Below are 16,917 nucleotides of genomic sequence, written 5' to 3'. Positions count from 1 at the left end.
TAGTCAAATTATCCGCTGATGGAGTGTAACCGCCCTTTACCGACATCCCAAGTAATTTACAAGATACTTACTTAGACAAACTTATTACTCTGTTTTGCAGATATGGCAAAAGGATTACCGTTTTTTTACACCAGCATGACCCGTCAGCGAATAAAGAACAGCGGCATAATTTTTTTCCTGATGAGTCGTTGATATGTCATTGAAATTAGTGCTGGCTCGCATGCAAGTTTTTCAAATGCCATCTACGCTTTATTTAGAAGGTGTATCGCCGGGCACGCTATCTTCTGGCCTCCTCTAACCTGGCATAATGGTTGCTGGAGTGTGAACGAGCGTCGTTCAGCCTACCTCTTCCGGGAGCCTCTACTATTCATATGAACGGCTCTTTACCTGTGCTAAAAACGAAAGGACGGCATGCCATGAATATATTCGATCACTACCGCCAGCGTTATGAAGCTGCCAAGGACGAAGAGTTCACACTGCAGGAATTTCTTACTATTTGCCGCCAGGATCGTAGCGCTTACGCCAACGCGGCGGAGCGGCTATTGACGGCAATCGGTGAGCCAGTGATGGTTGATACTGCTCAGGAACCACGGCTATCTCGTCTCTTTTCGAACCGGGTCATCGCACGCTACCCGGCCTTTGAGGAGTTTTACGGAATGGAAGAGGCCATTGAGCAAATTGTTTCGTACCTGAAACATGCGGCTCAGGGCCTGGAAGAGAAGAAACAGATCCTGTATTTGCTGGGGCCGGTCGGCGGCGGTAAATCTTCGCTGGCGGAACGGCTGAAAGCGCTGATGCAGCGGGTGCCGATTTACGTGCTGAGCGCCAACGGCGAACGCAGCCCGGTCAACGATCATCCGCTGTGCCTGTTTAATCCGCAGGAAGACGCGCAAATTCTCGACAAAGAATACGGCATTCCGCGTCGCTATCTCGGCACGATCATGTCGCCGTGGGCGGCAAAACGTCTGCATGAGTTTGGCGGTGATATCACCAAATTCCGCGTCGTGAAGGTCTGGCCTTCCATTCTCGAACAGATTGCGATTGCCAAAACCGAACCTGGCGATGAGAACAACCAGGATATTTCGGCGCTGGTGGGTAAAGTGGACATCCGCAAACTGGAGAACCACGCGCAGAACGATCCTGACGCCTACGGCTATTCTGGCGCTCTGTGCCGCGCCAACCAGGGGGTCATGGAATTCGTCGAGATGTTTAAAGCGCCAATCAAGGTGCTGCATCCGCTGCTGACCGCCACCCAGGAGGGTAACTACAACGGTACTGAGGGGATTTCCGCCCTGCCGTTTAACGGGATTATCCTTGCCCACTCCAACGAATCGGAATGGGTGACCTTCCGTAATAACAAGAACAATGAGGCGTTCCTTGACCGTGTTTACATTGTCAAAGTGCCTTACTGCCTGCGGATCTCCGAAGAGATCAAAATTTACGAGAAGCTGCTGAATCACAGCGAACTGGCGCAGGCACCGTGCGCGCCCGGCACCCTGGAAACGCTGGCCCGCTTCACCATTCTTTCGCGTCTGAAAGAGCCGGAAAACTCCAGCGCTTACTCGAAAATGCGCGTGTATGACGGTGAAAGCCTGAAAGATACCGATCCGAAAGCGAAATCCTATCAGGAGTATCGCGACTACGCCGGTGTTGATGAAGGCATGAACGGTCTCTCGACGCGCTTTGCGTTTAAGATCCTGTCGCGGGTGTTTAACTTTGACCACGCGGAAGTAGCGGCCAACCCGGTTCATCTGTTCTACGTGCTGGAACAGCAGATTGAGCGTGAGCAGTTCCCGCAGGAGCTGGCAGAGCGCTATCTGGAGTTCCTGAAAGGTTATCTGATCCCGAAATACGCCGAGTTTATCGGCAAAGAGATCCAGACCGCCTACCTTGAATCCTATTCCGAATACGGACAGAACATTTTCGACCGTTATGTCACCTATGCGGATTTCTGGATCCAGGATCAGGAATATCGCGACCCGGATACCGGTCAGCTGTTTGACCGCGAGTCGCTTAACGCCGAGCTGGAAAAAATCGAGAAGCCTGCCGGGATCAGCAACCCGAAAGACTTCCGTAATGAAATCGTCAACTTTGTGCTGCGTGCCAGAGCGAATAACAGCGGACGCAATCCGAACTGGACCAGCTATGAGAAGCTGCGCACGGTCATTGAGAAGAAAATGTTCTCCAATACCGAAGAGCTGCTGCCGGTGATCTCGTTTAACGCGAAAACCTCCACCGACGAGCAGAAAAAACACGACGATTTTGTCGATCGCATGATGGAAAAAGGCTACACCCGCAAACAGGTGCGCCTGCTGTGCGAATGGTATCTGCGTGTGCGTAAATCATCATAAAATAAATGCCCGGTCGCCTTGCGCTGACCGGGCCTGTATCGACAGCGTCTGACGGGCTGGCCGTTACGGACGCTGCACATAGTTGGCAGAAGCAGTACGGGGGGCATATGACCTGGTTCATTGACCGACGACTGAACGGCAAAAATAAGAGCGCGGTGAATCGCCAGCGCTTTTTACGCCGTTACAAGGCACAGATTAAACAGTCGATTTCCGAAGCCATCAATAAGCGTTCGGTGACCGACGTGGACAGTGGAGAATCGGTCTCCATTCCTGCTGGCGATATCAACGAACCGATGTTCCATCAGGGGCGCGGCGGCGAGCGTAGCCGCGTGCATCCGGGTAATGACCATTTTGTGCAGAACGACCGCATTGAGCGTCCACAGGGCGGCGGCGGATCTGGCAGCGGTCAGGGTCAGGCAGGTCAGGACGGCGAAGGTCAGGATGAGTTTGTCTTTCAGATTTCCAAAGATGAGTATCTGGATCTGCTGTTTGAAGATCTGGCGCTACCCAATCTGAAGAAAAACCAGCACCGCCAGATGAACGAGTACAAAACTCATCGCGCCGGATATACCTCTAACGGTGTACCCGCCAATATCAGCGTGGTTCGCTCGCTGCAAAATTCGCTGGCCCGCCGCACGGCGATGACCGCCGGGAAACGCCGCGAGCTGAAGGAGCTGGAAGCCTGTCTGGATCTCATGGCTAACAGCGAGCCGGTGCAGTTGCTGGAAGAGGAGCGCCTGCGTAAGGAGATCGCCGAACTGCGGGCGAAAATCGAGCGCGTGCCGTTTATTGACACCTTTGACCTGCGCTACAAGAACTACGAAAAACGCCCGGAGCCTTCCAGCCAGGCGGTGATGTTCTGTCTGATGGACGTTTCCGGCTCAATGGATCAGGCCACCAAAGATATGGCGAAACGCTTTTATATTCTGCTGTATCTGTTCCTGAGCCGGACCTATAAAAACGTGGATGTGGTATATATCCGTCACCATACCCAGGCCAAAGAGGTGGACGAGCATGAGTTTTTCTACTCGCAGGAAACTGGCGGCACCATCGTTTCCAGCGCCCTGAAGCTGATGGATGAAGTCGTGAAGGAGCGTTACGATCCTGCCCAGTGGAATATTTACGCCGCGCAGGCCTCGGATGGCGACAACTGGGCCGATGACTCACCGCTGTGTCATGAGATTCTGGCGAAGAAGATCCTGCCAGTGGTGCGTTACTACAGCTACATCGAAATCACCCGTCGCGCGCATCAAACGCTGTGGCGCGAATATGAAAATTTGCAGGCGACCTTTGATAACTTTGCGATCCAGCACATCCGCGAACAGGAAGATATTTATCCGGTGTTCCGCGAGCTGTTTCATAAACAAAGCGTGACCAGCGATTAACCTTCATCACCCCGGTGCCCGTGTACCGGGGTATTTTTTTATTTGAAAAACGCGGTTCTGGCGCACAGGGTGTTGCTGAGAATGCGTGTGAAAAGCATCCGGTCTGCCTTCTTCAGGATCATTATCTTCACCCCTTCAACGCCACACTCTCTCACCAAATGGCAGAACACTCGATAAGCAGATGATTTTCATTACAATTTTTTCTGGCGCATCGGGATAAAAAAACCTGCTTACCCTGCATTATCTGCGTAAAATAAGTCTGCTTATCATTTCAAGGCAAGGAAAATACGATGTTTGATGTCACTCTGCTGATCCTGCTCGGACTGGCAGCGCTGGGCTTTGTCAGTCATAACACCACCGTCGCCGTTTCTGTTCTGGTACTGATTATTGTCCGGGTTACGCCGCTGAGTACCTTTTTCCCATGGATTGAAAAACAGGGGCTGACGGTGGGGATTATTATTCTGACCATCGGCGTGATGGCGCCTGTCGCCAGCGGTTCACTGCCGCCTTCCACCCTGCTGCACTCTTTCGTCAACTGGAAATCGCTGTTGGCTATCGCCGTCGGGATCTTCGTTTCCTGGCTGGGCGGACGCGGGGTGACGCTGATGGGCAGCCAGCCACAACTGGTGGCCGGGCTGCTGGTCGGAACGGTTCTCGGCGTGGCGTTGTTCCGTGGCGTACCGGTAGGTCCGTTGATTGCCGCAGGGCTGGTTTCGCTGGTGATCGGCAAGCAGTAAACTTTTGTTTCAGGTAATGAGAAAATTATGACTTCTGCTATTCCCGCGTCTGGCCGACGCGGTATTTTGTTAATTATCGGCATTCTGATGATTGCCACCACCCTGCGAGTCACCTTTACCGGGGCGGCTCCGCTACTGGACGCCATTCGCGCTGAATACGGGCTGAGCACCGCGCAGACCGGGATGTTGACCACCCTGCCGCTGCTGGCGTTTGGCCTGGTATCACCGCTGGCGGCGGGCGTGGCGCGCCGCTTTGGTATGGAGCGCAGCCTGTTTGCCGCCATGCTGTTAATCTGCGCCGGGATCGCCGTACGCTCGCTGCCCTCATCGCTGTTTTTATTTACCGGGACCACCATTATTGGCTGCGGGATTGCGCTGGGCAACGTCCTGCTGCCGGGATTAATCAAACGTGATTTCTCGCAGCACGTAGCGAAAATGACCGGGGCGTATTCGCTGACGATGGGTGCGGCGGCGGGGCTGGGTTCAGCTCTGGTCGTGCCGCTGGCGCTAAGCGGGTTCGGCTGGCGCGGCGCGCTGCTGATGCTGATGGCCTTTCCGCTGCTGGCTTTCCTGCTCTGGCTTCCGCAGTGTCGTCGTCAGCAGCAGGCGGCGAACTTAACCTCTTCACGGATGCAGCACAATCGTGGCATCTGGCGCTCGCCGCTGGCCTGGCAGGTCACGCTGTTTTTAGGGATTAACTCGCTGATTTACTATGTGATTATCGGCTGGCTTCCGGCAATTTTGATCGGTCAGGGCTACAGCGAGGCGCAGGCCGGATCGCTGCATGGCCTGCTCCAGTTGGCGACCGCCGTCCCCGGTCTGGCGATCCCCCTGATCCTCTACAAACTCAAAGACCAGCGCGGGATTGCCGCACTGACAGCGCTAATGTGCGCGGTCAGCGCAGCGGGATACTGGTTCTTCCCGCAGAGCGCGGTCCTGTGGACGCTGCTGTTTGGATTTGGCACCGGCGCAACGATGATCCTTGGCCTGACGTTTATCGGCCTGCGCGCCCGCTCGGCGCATCAGGCTGCCGCACTGTCCGGGATGGCGCAGGCAGTCGGTTATTTGCTTGCCGCCTGCGGTCCACCGCTGATGGGTAAAATCCACGACGCCAGCGGCGACTGGCATCTGCCGCTGCTGGCCTGCGCACTGCTCTCCGTAGTCATGGCGGTATTTGGTGCCTGCGCCGGACGCGACCGGGAAATTAACGTCGATTAGTGACTGGCGGCGTACAGCCACGCCTGCACCAGCGGTGCCGGGCGTCCGGCCAGCGCATTTCGCTCGTGCTGAAAGAGCGTTGCCACAAAAAACGGGTGGGTGACGAGTTCGATGGCTCTGATCTCCCCGTCCTCATCCCAGCCGGTGACGTGCAACGGTTCTTTTTCCAGCGCCAGGGCAAAGTCAGCGGCAACTCCGTAGTTGCAGTGATAGCCCTCTTCAATGCTCTCTTTACCGTAGGCCCGCGAGAGATGCGTGCTGGCACGGATCTCAATCACCGCGCTTTTTTCCACCAGCGAGCAGGCCAGCGGCGTAATCACCATTCGCCCGGCGCTGTCGATCTCCGCATGAGCGGCATCTTCCCAGCCCATAACGTTCCGCGCATATTCGAGGATCGCGTGCTGGAAGCCGCCGCAGGTGCCGAGAAACGGAATGGCGTTTTGTCGTGCATAGCGTACCGCCGTAAACGCGCCGTCGATATTTTCATACGGGCTGGCGGGCACCAGCCAGAGGGCGTCAAAGCCTGCCAGATCGTCTTCGCTGGTTACATCGCGGGTCGCCAGCCAGTGATATTCCACGGCCAGATCCAGTACGGCGGCAGCGTCATCAATGGCCAGCGGGATCGCCTGATGGGCAATAACATCGGCATTGTAATCGCCGATGAGCGCAACACGCAGAGAGGTTTGGGAGGGGTTTTCCATGAGAGTTTACCTTATGTCTGAGCTGAAAAAGGACGGCATAAGGAACCTCAGACTAGCGATCTTCCATCCTGAAGGCAATCTCTTAATTCTGGCAGGTGCAATGCGCAGCCCGCGCTGTCATCTGCCCGTAAGATCCATTACCCTTATCGATTCCAGCCCAAAAACGTTGGCAACGCAATGAAGAATAAATTACTGGTCAGCGCCTGCCTGATGGGATTTAACGTCCGCTACAATGGCAGCCAGAAAGCCAACCTCACGGCCCGGCTTGAACGCTGGCAGCGTGCGGGACGCGTGGTGATCCACTGCCCGGAACTGGCGGCAGGTCTTGAGACGCCTCGCCCTGCGGCGGAAATCGTGGCGGCAGATGGCAGCGACGTTATGCGCGGGCGGGCGCGGATCGTTGAAAGTACCGGGCAGGATGTTACGGCACACTATCAGCTGGCGGCGTGGCTGGCGCTTAACGCCGCCATAACCGGACAGTGCGGTGCCGCGCTGCTCACCGACGGCAGCCCGACCTGCGGCAGTCAGTTTATCTATGATGGCAGATTCAGTGGCACCCGCAGGCCGGGAACGGGCGTTGCCGCCGCGCTGCTGCGCGAACATGGCATTGCGGTTTTTTCCGAACAGCAGATCCCGGCGCTGATTAAATGGATGGAGCAGAGCGAGGAGCAGGATGATCCAGTGTAAACGCGTTCATGATGAAGCTGATCCCCACAACGGCTACCGCGTACGGGAAAAGTGCATTCAACGCGCGGGGTGATCGCGCCGCCACAGCTCCCACTCATCGAATACCTGCCCGTCGCTGAAACGGCACTCGGTGCGCACGCCCTGCGGACTTTGCACCGGCACGCGAGTTCCGCCTTTTTCAACACACCAGACCGCCGCCGGGTTTGCCATTCCTGCTTTTGCTGGCGCGGGTGACTCTTTTGCGCAGCCCGCCAGCGTTAACGGTAATATCAGCCAGAATAATTTCGTCATTAGTTTTTCCTTATATACCTGGAATTAGCAGGTGATCTCCATGATTTCTTCATTTTGCCTGCTTCTTTTTAGCGTAGTGTAGACCTGTTCTCTCCATGACCGGAGAACAAATCATTCCATAATCAACAACTTTTGCCCCGCTGTTCGCTACGGGGCTTTTTTTCCGTGGATTTCTCCCGCCAAACGGAATATATCAAATTTTCTCCAGCCATGTTTTACTATGCCTGAATCGAGTAAAAAACCCGCATAACATGCGTAAGTCTTCGGGTTGCGCATGGGAGTTGTTATTGACATGTCAGACCTCATCCTCGCCCGTGTGTCGCAAACGCTGGCAAAAGATCACACTCTGGAAAGTCTCGTCCGTCACCTGCTGGAAATGCTGGAACTTGTTACCGAAATGGAGTCAACCTGGCTGACGCGCATTGATAACGAAGCGCATTTGCAGCATATCCTGTACGCGCGTAACAGCCGGAAAATGCAGATACCTGAAGGGCTGGCAGTGCCGTGGAATGAAACGCTCTGTAAACGGGCGCTGGACGAGCGCTGCTTTTTCAGTAATGAGGTTGATGAGCACTGGAAAGACTGCCACGCGGCACGAAATCTGGGTATCAAAACCTATCTCAGCACGCCGATCCACCTCACCGACGGTTCCCTGTACGGAACGCTCTGCGCGGCCAGTGACACTTCGCATTCGCTCAGCGAGCGCGGGGAACAAATCCTTGAGCTGTTTGCCAGCCTGATCGCCCATCATATCGAACGGGAATCGCTGGTCGAGCAACTGAAAGAAGCGAATGCAGCGCTGGTAGCGCACTCCTACACCGACGCGCTCACCGGGTTACCTAACCGCCGGGCGCTGTTTGAAAAACTGTCCAGCCTGTTTTCGCTGGCGCGGCATCTGCACTGCAACGTGGTGCTGGCATTTATCGACCTGAATGATTTCAAACTGATTAATGACCGCTATGGTCATCAGACCGGCGATGATTTTCTGATCGGCGTGGGCAAGCGGCTTACTGCCCGGCAGGAAGACGATGAAATCACAGGGCGACTGGGCGGCGATGAATTTCTGGTTGCCCGCTTAGGCTCGCCGCAGGCCGCTTCTCCCCAGGCGTTTAAGGCCGCGTTACACCAGCAGATTCAGGGCGTTTATCACCTTGACGGGATCACGCTGTTTTATCCCGGTGCCAGCATTGGCGTGATAGAAGCAGATCCTTTTAACCGTGATGCGGACAGCGCGCTGCGTGAAGCGGATGCCGCGATGTATCAGGAGAAAAGGGATCGGCGGCACGCCACATTTTTTCACATCGACTGAGCATCCTGGCGGCAGTTTCGTTACTATAGCGCTGGTGTATGTTTAATTGACGAATGAAGGGACTAAATTGATGAAAAAAACGACGATTATCATGCTGATTGTGGCGGTAGTTGCGGTGGCGGGAACTCAGCTGGGCTGGTGGTGAAGCGGCGGGCTTAACCGGACGCGGTAGCACGTCCGGCTCACTGATTAACGGCGGTACTCCGCCAGTTTTGGGGCATGAGTCATGATCGGAACATCAAGACCATCGCCGGTGATCATTGCGGTTTTACAAAAAATGCATTTTGCACCGAAACGATTTTTTTCTGTGACGTCAAAGTGCGACGTTCTGTACTGCGACCCGTGACACGCCGGGCATCTGAATTGTATTTTCAAAGCTCTTTCCTTACATAAGCGCCAAATGGCATTCATGGTTTGAATACAGATGCGAAACGAAGCTTCAAATGGAGACTCAAAGAGAGGGTATCTGTGTGAGAACTACTTTAGTAAACTGCCTGTACTTGTGTCTGTGTATCAAACCGACATTCCATTAACGCACGAATAACATTTTCTGACAAGCACTATTTTCCCTGCCGCGTCGCGCGGGCATCAGAGTTAAAAAACAGTGCATTTATTGTTAAACTAAAGGTAAATGTCGTCAGCATTACAGGTCACGTATGCCAGAATTTACCCGTCCCCTTCTCACCCTGCCCGACAACGAAACGCGGCTGCTGCTGCACTCCTGCTGTGCGCCCTGCTCAGGCGAAGTCATGGAGGCAATCCAGGCTTCCGGGATTGACTACACCATCTTTTTCTACAATCCGAATATTCATCCGCAGAAAGAATACCTGTTGCGTAAAAACGAAAACATCCGCTTTGCCGAAAAGCACGGCGTGCCCTTCGTCGATGCCGATTACGACACCGATAACTGGTTCGCGCGGGCCAAAGGGATGGAATGGGAGCCAGAGCGTGGGGTGCGCTGCACAATGTGCTTTGACATGCGTTTTGAGCGCACCGCGCTTTATGCCGCAGAGCACGGCTTCAGGATCATCAGCAGTTCACTGGGCATATCGCGCTGGAAAAATATGCAGCAGATCAACGACTGCGGACAGCGTGCTGCCGCCCTCTACGGCCTGAAATACTGGGACTACAACTGGCGCAAACAGGGTGGCTCGGCGCGGATGATTGAAATCAGCAAGCGCGAGCAGTTTTATCAGCAGGAGTATTGTGGATGCGTCTACTCGCTGCGTGACTCAAACCTGCATCGCAAAGCGCAGGGCAGACCGCTTATCCAGTCAGGCAAGCTCTACTACGGCGCAGATGAAGTGGAAAACAAAGACTGACACCGGGGCAGCTGGTTGAGCCAGCGCCCCCGCGTTGAAGGGATTTACGCCACCATTCTCAGGCAGGCGTCGGCGCAGTATCGGCAGGTTTTTGCGCAGCGCTGGCAATGATCGTTCTGATGTTTAGCGCACTCTTCGGCACAAGATTTACAGATATCCACGCAGATGCGGCACAACTGCTTAAAATAGGGACTCTCAAGACTCATAAACTGGGCTGTGAGCCGACAGATCCCCGCGCTCTGGACAGCAAGACGAATACATTCGGTCATCCTGCCGGGATCTTCGTCTCTGAGACAGGAAGCGGCACAAAAATCACACATTGCCGCGCATTTGTAGCATAACTCAATACATTTAAGGGCATCCTGATCCATAACTCACCTCAAGTTTTCTTTGAGTGGAGTCATTAAGTCTGCACAAATATGGACAGTTAGCCAGTCGAATGCTTTTTATCCCCGGTCATCCTTGGGTCCCAGGAAGTAAAACCCAAAGGGCAGCGAGCCGAGAACGGTAAAAATGATACTGTAAATGGCTACCCATGCGCCCTGCATAATAAACAGTGACACCGGCCAGCTGGCCATCGGCAAATCATACTGATCTTCTACGCCCTGGAAGGTGGCTTTGGCGATAATCGTCACCGCAACCACAAAAACAATAGCCACCGCGATAAGAAATTTTTTACCTTCGGGGGTACGTAGTTTTTGCAACATGGTCATTCTCCGGCTTATGTGATAGCTGGTCAGGGATGTCTATGCTACGCGCCAAGGACCAACCCCAATCAGCGTAAAAATGTGGCGGATTTTAACCGCATTCCCCACCAGACATCGTTATTCGGCATCTATCAGTAATAGCGTACCATAGCTTCCCGCTGGTACCCGATGTTTTGCATTCTTCTCAATCAGGTAAAAGTCGCCGGTCGTAAGATTTGCGGTTTTCCCGTCAACGATGAGCGTCATCTCACCGGCTATCACCACCAGCAGTTCGTTGAAATCCTTGTGATACTCTTCCGGTATCCCTTCACCGCCCATTCTAATGAGTTTAATATTTGCGTTACTGACTTTGCCTAATAAAGTCGATGTCCAGATCTCCGGCAACTTTTCTGCCAGCGCTGCTAACGAACCGCCAGTCATAGGTTTATCTCCCTTGCGATAAACCTTATCAATAGCGTAAACAGGCGACATGGCAAATCCAAATTTACGCTAAGTTATTCCCGTGGGAGAAATATCTTCAGCACGGCACTGACAGGCGCACTAATGACCGTACCCACAAAGCGCCTCACAGGACGCTTGGCTCATGAAACATCTGGGTGAATTTATGGAGCCGTGGCGAATTTGGGTTTGGGCAGCATCGGGGGAGTTGAGTCGTCCTGACGCAACCAGTTGTTCCACCGGTCGTGTATCTGTAGCTCAACGAGTTTAAGCTTACCAGATATGCCAGACGCTCCTGCTCAGCTTCCACCTTCATAAGAGGCATATGACGCGGTAATGGCTTTTTCACTACTTGAAGAAAAACCACAACACATTTATTATATTAGTTAATAATTTATATTTCACTATTAAGACAATTTTCTGATACTATACTTACTGGCTTTTTTTGCAGTGAATCGTATAAGTTTGATAACCACCTCAACAACTTATTTGAGTATTTTATATACCCATATTCGATAAATGCCTGATGCATACACTTTATATGGATGATTAACCCAAGATTGATCATCCATGTAAAGTAAGTATAGATGGTAAAATAATATCTGTTACATACCTAACCGAATACGGTGAATTTGTTTACAGTGACTATGAAGATTCACCGGGTGTATATACCCTGAAAGGAAACGATAACTGTACCGCAACCCCTTATGGCACATGTAAAAATAAAGTTATGTACGGTGGCTGGATCTGTGAGGGTTATCGCGGTCTATGGAAAATCACATTAGGAACTTCAGATCATTGACATAGCCGTACCTTTATCTAACTTATAAAAAACCAACCGTAAGAGGTTGGTTTTAATTACTTCATCTTTCGATGTTATGCAACGTTCCATGTGCCTGTCATGGATTTTATGATCCAAGTTGCGGTACCACCTATATCTTCGCACAACAATTCAAGCCGAGAACCTACTACATTAGAAATTAGCCGCTGATTTCCTGTGTTCGCACTGATAGCCGGGAGAACATTTTCTCCGCCAGGATTCACGATGAATGGCATTGCCATCAGTACCAGAAATTTATAAGTTCTTCCCGGAACGGCATCATTCAGATTGATTGTAATGTTCTGGGTGGATCCATAGTTTGTAAAGTATCCGCTGGGGTAGCTTCTGGCATTAAATCCATTGCCAACATTATCTTTCCTGTAATCATATTCTGAATCAAAAATAATATTAAGCACAGGATTATAATTCAATCCAGAAGGTACAGTGACATTTAAGCAATCAACCGCATAATCACTTCTTTTAAAAAGAGGAGCTTTTATCTCGATATTATCAGCCTGAATATTCTCCACTTCATTTATCGTAGATGAGGTTATATTAACCCTTACACAATAATTAGGTCTGGACGTAGCTGCCATATATTTTATAGCAGGACTAACCAGTCTTATACCACCAAATTTTTGCGGATATATTTCTTCCGGTGACGCATCATTGAAATTATTGAAGTAGTATGCGGCTCCACCTCCATTCTGTGCATCAGTCGATATTGATGGATCCACCGCCAGTGGGCAGATTATTTCACAAAGAATTCCTGTAGCTGAACTGTTTATACTATGAAACGACGCATACCGGCTCTTTTCTGCAACTGGCGCTACCAGCCTGATAACACCATTGTGAATAGCCTTCAGACGTGTAAACTCAAACCCTCTACTGTCACTATATGAGTACGGATTTTCTACCTGTATATCGACAATGACACCCTCTGGCAATTTCGTCATAGCAAAAACCATACCCTGCCGCAGATTGTCTTGTGTCCTGCCATCATAAAACCTTACCCGCAGCGCATCTGTATAAGTCTCTGGTTCAACGTCAATACCTGCACAAGGGCCGGAAGGGTTCCCTCCGTTTATCCCTGCGGAACGAAAATCATAGCTGTAGACGAAAAGGCCATCGCACGATGTAACTGACAGATTATTTCTGCGGGCCTGCGATGAGTACGGACGGAACAAGTGAATATTAGTGCAGTGCTTAGCCGTGGAAAAACGTCCACCAACATAAAAACCATCACCGCCAGCATCCTGACAAAATGGATCATGGATAAACAAGTCTGAAGCGCCGTCAAACATAAAAATATGATTATGTTCACCAGAGTATTTACTTTTGTCATAGTACATTCTGGCGCGATTGCAATGCCAGTTAGCACCTTTGGTGTCACTAAATCTGAATAATACTTCGAAAGGAACGGTATTTTTAAATGTTTGCCGCAGATCGTCCCTGGCTTTAATCACTGCCTGAGGGGAAAACTCCACATAAGTATTATCAGGAACGTGAACTTCACCCAAAAGATAGTAGCCATACTCTCCTTCTGGCACACTCACTTTTATCCCATGATTTGAAGAATAGGTCAGCATTTTTATAAATGCTGAAGTTTCATCCGTTTGGTTATCCCCAAACCCTACCAATCCAAACATTTTAGCATCAATTATTTGCCCTTGATCGAGAGTCCAGCCATTTCCGTCAGCATCAAAAACTTTTGATTCATCACCCGATGAAGGGATACCGGTTGAAGCATCTTTCTGATACAAGGCTGAACCTACACCGAAGATGTGGTGACCTCGAGTCCTGATAATATTGGTATCAATGCCGGAAAGCGTTTTAATAGCTTCAAAATCATTGATCACATATAATATTTTTTCATTCATAAGTATTTATTTCCTTTTCATAACACATAAGAAATTGCGATCTCCTAAAAAAATAAGGGATCGTATTACGCCTTCTACAAATATTAGTAGTGTAGAAAGAAAAGGCAAACAACACCTGTTTCTAATTACCAACGAAAATAGACTATTAGCCTCTCTGCTGACAAAATGTCATGCTCTCCTGTCCTTTTCATCTATCCTGGCGCCCTGTAAAAATAGAGCGCGCCTGAAAACATCCAGTAAGCAAGCCTCAAGGGGAAGTTTGATTATTAAATGGTTTAAACTTTTCAGGGTATGCTGCCACCCAACATAACCATAGTCAGGTGGCGTTTAATAAGCGCTTACTAAAATGGTAAATATTCTAGTAGGTATTACACACCGTCTGCCAACCGATCTTATTGCAGTAAGTCGTTTTAGGCGTGGAGTTTTGAATAGCCTGCATTGTCTGGCTATAAGCCTGCTGTTGCTGAGCCGCTAACTGTTGTTGCTGATAGGCCGTTTGCTCGTTCTGCTGGCGTTGTGCAATCCCTACGGCATATGAATCGCACTGCGCTTTTTGCGGAGGCGTGGCGTCAGCCATTTTCACTTTTTCAGCGTATGCGTTTTGATATAGCATGGGATCATAGCTCCAGCTATTCAGGTCACGCGCCAGGAAATTCTTAGCTGTAGCGGCAGTCTGAACATCCATAAAACCCAGCGCAACGCATTTGTCAGCGGCGACTTCGTATAAGGCAATTTTTTGATAATTTTCATAGGGCATTTGTTGTTTCTGGGTCGCACATCCTGAAACCATCAATACTATAAATAACGCAGTAAATTTCTTAGCCACATTGTCACCAGATGAGATTAATCTTAACCGGCATCACTATCTGGTATTCGTCTGTAAATGTAAATGACCGCCCAGATTTCTGAACGATAAAACCGTCATAACTACTAAAAGTGGTGTGTTGCATGACGATTTATACGGCATGGTTTAAGGCCAAAATTTTACCTGCCAATAAAAAACGGGAGCCATTCGGCTCCCGTTCTCCACTAACCCGCGTGACTAATTACATATTCTCGATGATCGCGTCGCCAAACTCTGAACATTTCAGCAGCTTAGCGCCTTCCATCAGACGCTCAAAGTCATAGGTCACGGTCTTCGCGGCGATTGCGCCTTCGGTGCCTTTAACGATCAGGTCTGCGGCTTCGAACCATTCCATATGACGCAGCATCATCTCGGCGGAGAGGATGATAGAGCCAGGGTTAACTTTATCCTGACCGGCATATTTCGGTGCGGTACCGTGCGTGGCTTCAAACAGCGCGCACTCGTCACCAATGTTAGCCCCTGGCGCAATCCCGATACCACCAACCTGAGCGGCCAGCGCGTCGGAAATATAGTCGCCATTGAGGTTCATACAGGCAATAACGTCGTATTCAGCCGGACGCAGCAGGATCTGCTGGAGGAACGCATCGGCGATCACATCTTTAACGATGATATCTTTGCCGGTTTTCGGGTTTTTGATTTTCAGCCACGGGCCGCCGTCAATCAGTTCGCCGCCGAACTCTTCACGCGCAAGCTGGTAGCCCCAGTCTTTGAACGCGCCTTCGGTGAACTTCATGATGTTGCCTTTATGGACCAGGGTTAACGAATCGCGATCGTTGGTGATAGCATATTCGATAGCCGCGCGCACCAGGCGTTTGGTGCCTTCTTCAGAGCAGGGTTTGATACCAATACCGCAATGCTCCGGGAAGCGGATTTTTTTCACGCCCATTTCTTCACGCAGGAACTTGATGACCTTTTCTGCTTCGGCAGAGTCAGCTTTCCACTCAATACCGGCGTAAATATCTTCGGAGTTTTCACGGAAGATAACCATATCGGTCAGTTCAGGGTGTTTTACCGGGCTTGGCGTGCCCTGGTAATAACGTACCGGACGCAGGCAGACGTAGAGGTCTAATTCCTGGCGCAGGGCCACGTTCAGAGAGCGAATACCGCCACCGACCGGGGTGGTCAGCGGGCCTTTGATGGCAACGCGATACTCGCGGATCAGATCAAGCGTTTCAGGGGGCAGCCAGACGTCCTGGCCATAAACCTGGGTAGATTTTTCACCGGTATAAATCTCCATCCAGGAGATCTTACGCTCGCCTTTATAGGCTTTTTCAACAGCGGCATCGACCACTTTCAGCATCGCTGGCGTGACGTCAACACCGATACCATCACCTTCAATGAAGGGGATAATCGGGTTATTCGGAACGTTCAGCTTGCCGTTTTGCAGGGTGATTTTACTACCTTCCGCCGGAACAACTACTTTGCTTTCCATTCACCTCTCCTTCGAGCGCTTCTGGTTGTTACTGATTTTTGTTAATGATTTGTAATAAGCCGTTCAATACTACCTGATAGTTTGGTTCCATGAAAGGCATTGATCATTACGCTATAATGCGGCAATTGATAACCTATGAAAATACTATGCGCAAAACTTCTTTTACAAATCACCGCCTTAAGCGATTCAGCTCACAACAAGATGCCAGAAGTCGACGGGAAAACCTGCCGCAGCGGACAATCCTGTTTAATAAACCTTATGATGTGCTGCCGCAGTTTACTGACGAAGCGGGACGCCGCACGCTGAAGGATTTTATTCCGGTCAGTGGCGTTTACGCGGCGGGACGACTGGATCGCGATAGCGAAGGGCTGCTGGTACTGACCAGCGATGGCGCTTTGCAGGCACGTCTGACCCAGCCGGGCAAACGTACCGGGAAAATCTATTATGTTCAGGTTGAAGGCGAGCCGACGTCCGAAGCGCTGGCCGCATTGCGTGACGGTGTCACGCTCAACGATGGTCCTACCCTGCCCGCAGGCGTTGAGCGGGTGAGTGAACCGGAATGGTTATGGCCACGCAATCCGCCGATCCGCGAACGGAAATCGATTCCGACTTCATGGCTGAAAATCACCCTTTACGAAGGGCGAAATCGACAGGTACGACGCATGACCGCCCACGTCGGTTACCCAACGCTGCGGCTGATCCGCTATGCCACGGGCGACTATACCCTGGACGGACTGGCGAACGGCGAGTGGCGGGAAGCAAGCCAATAAGCAT

18 protein-coding genes are annotated in these 16,917 nt (G+C 51.2%); 9 read left to right on the top strand and 9 right to left on the bottom strand.

Annotation, left to right across the window (positions count from 1 at the left end; translation table 11 throughout):
• Positions 1 to 416 precede the first annotated feature (416 nt).
• The 4 genes from yeaG to RT197_RS01975 all read left to right on the top strand — a co-directional run bounded on the left by yeaG (position 417) and on the right by RT197_RS01975 (position 5,691).
• Positions 417 to 2,351 (top strand): protein kinase YeaG, encoded by a 1,935-nt coding sequence (gene yeaG / locus RT197_RS01990; RefSeq protein WP_312946766.1) that lies wholly within the window; start codon positions 417 to 419, stop codon positions 2,349 to 2,351.
• Positions 2,352 to 2,458: 107 nt separating this feature from the next.
• A complete protein-coding gene (locus RT197_RS01985) occupies positions 2,459 to 3,736 on the top strand; it encodes a YeaH/YhbH family protein (RefSeq protein ID WP_312946763.1) in 1,278 nt (425 codons plus the stop codon).
• 290 nt (positions 3,737 to 4,026) lie between these two features.
• Entirely contained in the window at positions 4,027 to 4,473 is a 447-nt protein-coding gene (locus tag RT197_RS01980; RefSeq protein WP_312946760.1) for a DUF441 domain-containing protein, read from the top strand.
• Positions 4,474 to 4,500: 27 nt separating this feature from the next.
• Complete coding sequence (locus RT197_RS01975) at positions 4,501 to 5,691, top strand: CynX/NimT family MFS transporter (RefSeq protein WP_312946758.1); 1,191 nt, start codon at positions 4,501 to 4,503, stop codon at positions 5,689 to 5,691.
• Here the strand turns inward: RT197_RS01975 and RT197_RS01970 are convergent.
• The gene (locus tag RT197_RS01970; protein ID WP_312946755.1) at positions 5,688 to 6,392 is read right to left on the bottom strand and encodes a CTP synthase; all 705 of its coding nucleotides are present in this window, start codon (positions 6,390 to 6,392) and stop codon (positions 5,688 to 5,690) included. The genes RT197_RS01975 and RT197_RS01970 overlap by 4 nt on opposite strands.
• A 177-nt stretch (positions 6,393 to 6,569) precedes the next feature.
• Here RT197_RS01970 and RT197_RS01965 point away from each other — a divergent pair, with 177 nt between their 5' ends.
• On the top strand, positions 6,570 to 7,079 hold the full coding sequence (locus RT197_RS01965) for a DUF523 domain-containing protein (protein ID WP_312946753.1): 510 nt from the start codon (positions 6,570 to 6,572) through the stop codon (positions 7,077 to 7,079).
• 57 nt (positions 7,080 to 7,136) lie between these two features.
• Here RT197_RS01965 and RT197_RS01960 read toward each other — a convergent pair whose 3' ends face one another.
• The gene (locus RT197_RS01960; RefSeq protein WP_312946750.1) at positions 7,137 to 7,370 is read right to left on the bottom strand and encodes a DUF333 domain-containing protein; all 234 of its coding nucleotides are present in this window, start codon (positions 7,368 to 7,370) and stop codon (positions 7,137 to 7,139) included.
• A 292-nt stretch (positions 7,371 to 7,662) separates the two neighbouring features.
• Between RT197_RS01960 and RT197_RS01955 the strand changes: the two genes are divergently transcribed.
• Entirely contained in the window at positions 7,663 to 8,679 is a 1,017-nt protein-coding gene (locus RT197_RS01955; protein ID WP_312946747.1) for a sensor domain-containing diguanylate cyclase, read from the top strand.
• A 70-nt stretch (positions 8,680 to 8,749) separates the two neighbouring features.
• Positions 8,750 to 8,824, top strand: a complete 75-nt coding sequence (gene yoaJ, locus RT197_RS21965) for a protein YoaJ (protein WP_409529674.1) — start codon at positions 8,750 to 8,752, stop codon at positions 8,822 to 8,824.
• A 44-nt stretch (positions 8,825 to 8,868) separates the two neighbouring features.
• Here the strand turns inward: yoaJ and RT197_RS01950 are convergent, their stop codons facing one another.
• A complete protein-coding gene (locus tag RT197_RS01950) occupies positions 8,869 to 9,090 on the bottom strand; it encodes a cold-shock protein (RefSeq protein ID WP_312946745.1) in 222 nt (73 codons plus the stop codon).
• Between the two features lie 245 nt (positions 9,091 to 9,335).
• Between RT197_RS01950 and RT197_RS01945 the strand changes: the two genes are divergently transcribed.
• A complete protein-coding gene (locus RT197_RS01945) occupies positions 9,336 to 10,001 on the top strand; it encodes an epoxyqueuosine reductase QueH (protein ID WP_312946742.1) in 666 nt (221 codons plus the stop codon).
• A 44-nt stretch (positions 10,002 to 10,045) separates the two neighbouring features.
• Here RT197_RS01945 and RT197_RS21960 read toward each other — a convergent pair whose 3' ends face one another.
• From RT197_RS21960 to icd, 6 genes are all read right to left on the bottom strand, one after another.
• Positions 10,046 to 10,207: a four-helix bundle copper-binding protein gene (locus RT197_RS21960; RefSeq protein WP_409529665.1), complete on the bottom strand. Its 162-nt coding sequence runs from the start codon at positions 10,205 to 10,207 to the stop codon at positions 10,046 to 10,048.
• A 240-nt stretch (positions 10,208 to 10,447) separates the two neighbouring features.
• Complete coding sequence (locus tag RT197_RS01935) at positions 10,448 to 10,708, bottom strand: DUF2534 family protein (protein WP_312946737.1); 261 nt, start codon at positions 10,706 to 10,708, stop codon at positions 10,448 to 10,450.
• Between the two features lie 117 nt (positions 10,709 to 10,825).
• The gene (locus RT197_RS01930; RefSeq protein ID WP_312946735.1) at positions 10,826 to 11,179 is read right to left on the bottom strand and encodes a cupin domain-containing protein; all 354 of its coding nucleotides are present in this window, start codon (positions 11,177 to 11,179) and stop codon (positions 10,826 to 10,828) included.
• 843 nt (positions 11,180 to 12,022) lie between these two features.
• Positions 12,023 to 13,846 (bottom strand): hypothetical protein, encoded by a 1,824-nt coding sequence (locus RT197_RS01925; RefSeq protein WP_312946732.1) that lies wholly within the window; start codon positions 13,844 to 13,846, stop codon positions 12,023 to 12,025.
• Positions 13,847 to 14,204: 358 nt separating this feature from the next.
• Positions 14,205 to 14,672 carry a hypothetical protein gene (locus RT197_RS01920; RefSeq protein ID WP_312946731.1) on the bottom strand — a complete coding sequence of 156 codons (468 nt, stop codon included), beginning with the start codon at positions 14,670 to 14,672 and terminating at the stop codon, positions 14,205 to 14,207.
• A 220-nt stretch (positions 14,673 to 14,892) separates the two neighbouring features.
• Positions 14,893 to 16,143, bottom strand: coding sequence for an NADP-dependent isocitrate dehydrogenase (gene icd / locus RT197_RS01915; protein WP_312946729.1), 1,251 nt, complete (start codon positions 16,141 to 16,143; stop codon positions 14,893 to 14,895).
• Positions 16,144 to 16,259: 116 nt separating this feature from the next.
• Between icd and rluE the strand changes: the two genes are divergently transcribed.
• Entirely contained in the window at positions 16,260 to 16,913 is a 654-nt protein-coding gene (rluE, locus tag RT197_RS01910) for a 23S rRNA pseudouridine(2457) synthase RluE (protein WP_312946728.1), read from the top strand.
• Positions 16,914 to 16,917 lie beyond the last annotated feature (4 nt).

The sequence above is a fragment of the Superficieibacter sp. genome, assembly GCF_032071645.1.
GTDB lineage: Bacteria > Pseudomonadota > Gammaproteobacteria > Enterobacterales > Enterobacteriaceae > Superficieibacter.
The sequence above is the reverse complement of the archived record's forward strand: the minus strand, read 5'-3'. Positions and strand labels throughout refer to the sequence as shown.

Bases quoted from the DNA above. Each gene is read 5' to 3' on its own strand.
- RT197_RS01945 (WP_312946742.1), top strand. From the start codon at position 9,336: ATGCCAGAATTTACCCGTCCCCTTCTCACCCTGCCCGACAACGAAACG.
- RT197_RS01960 (WP_312946750.1), bottom strand. From the start codon at position 7,370: ATGACGAAATTATTCTGGCTGATATTACCGTTAACGCTGGCGGGCTGC.
- RT197_RS01925 (WP_312946732.1), bottom strand. From the start codon at position 13,846: ATGAATGAAAAAATATTATATGTGATCAATGATTTTGAAGCTATTAAA.
- yeaG (WP_312946766.1), top strand. From the start codon at position 417: ATGAATATATTCGATCACTACCGCCAGCGTTATGAAGCTGCCAAGGAC.
- RT197_RS01950 (WP_312946745.1), bottom strand. From the start codon at position 9,090: ATGAATGCCATTTGGCGCTTATGTAAGGAAAGAGCTTTGAAAATACAA.
- RT197_RS01970 (WP_312946755.1), bottom strand. From the start codon at position 6,392: ATGGAAAACCCCTCCCAAACCTCTCTGCGTGTTGCGCTCATCGGCGAT.
- RT197_RS01985 (WP_312946763.1), top strand. From the start codon at position 2,459: ATGACCTGGTTCATTGACCGACGACTGAACGGCAAAAATAAGAGCGCG.
- RT197_RS01935 (WP_312946737.1), bottom strand. From the start codon at position 10,708: ATGTTGCAAAAACTACGTACCCCCGAAGGTAAAAAATTTCTTATCGCG.
- rluE (WP_312946728.1), top strand. From the start codon at position 16,260: ATGCGGCAATTGATAACCTATGAAAATACTATGCGCAAAACTTCTTTT.
- RT197_RS01965 (WP_312946753.1), top strand. From the start codon at position 6,570: ATGAAGAATAAATTACTGGTCAGCGCCTGCCTGATGGGATTTAACGTC.
- icd (WP_312946729.1), bottom strand. From the start codon at position 16,143: ATGGAAAGCAAAGTAGTTGTTCCGGCGGAAGGTAGTAAAATCACCCTG.
- RT197_RS01975 (WP_312946758.1), top strand. From the start codon at position 4,501: ATGACTTCTGCTATTCCCGCGTCTGGCCGACGCGGTATTTTGTTAATT.
- RT197_RS01955 (WP_312946747.1), top strand. From the start codon at position 7,663: ATGTCAGACCTCATCCTCGCCCGTGTGTCGCAAACGCTGGCAAAAGAT.
- RT197_RS21960 (WP_409529665.1), bottom strand. From the start codon at position 10,207: ATGAGTCTTGAGAGTCCCTATTTTAAGCAGTTGTGCCGCATCTGCGTG.
- RT197_RS01930 (WP_312946735.1), bottom strand. From the start codon at position 11,179: ATGTCGCCTGTTTACGCTATTGATAAGGTTTATCGCAAGGGAGATAAA.
- RT197_RS01980 (WP_312946760.1), top strand. From the start codon at position 4,027: ATGTTTGATGTCACTCTGCTGATCCTGCTCGGACTGGCAGCGCTGGGC.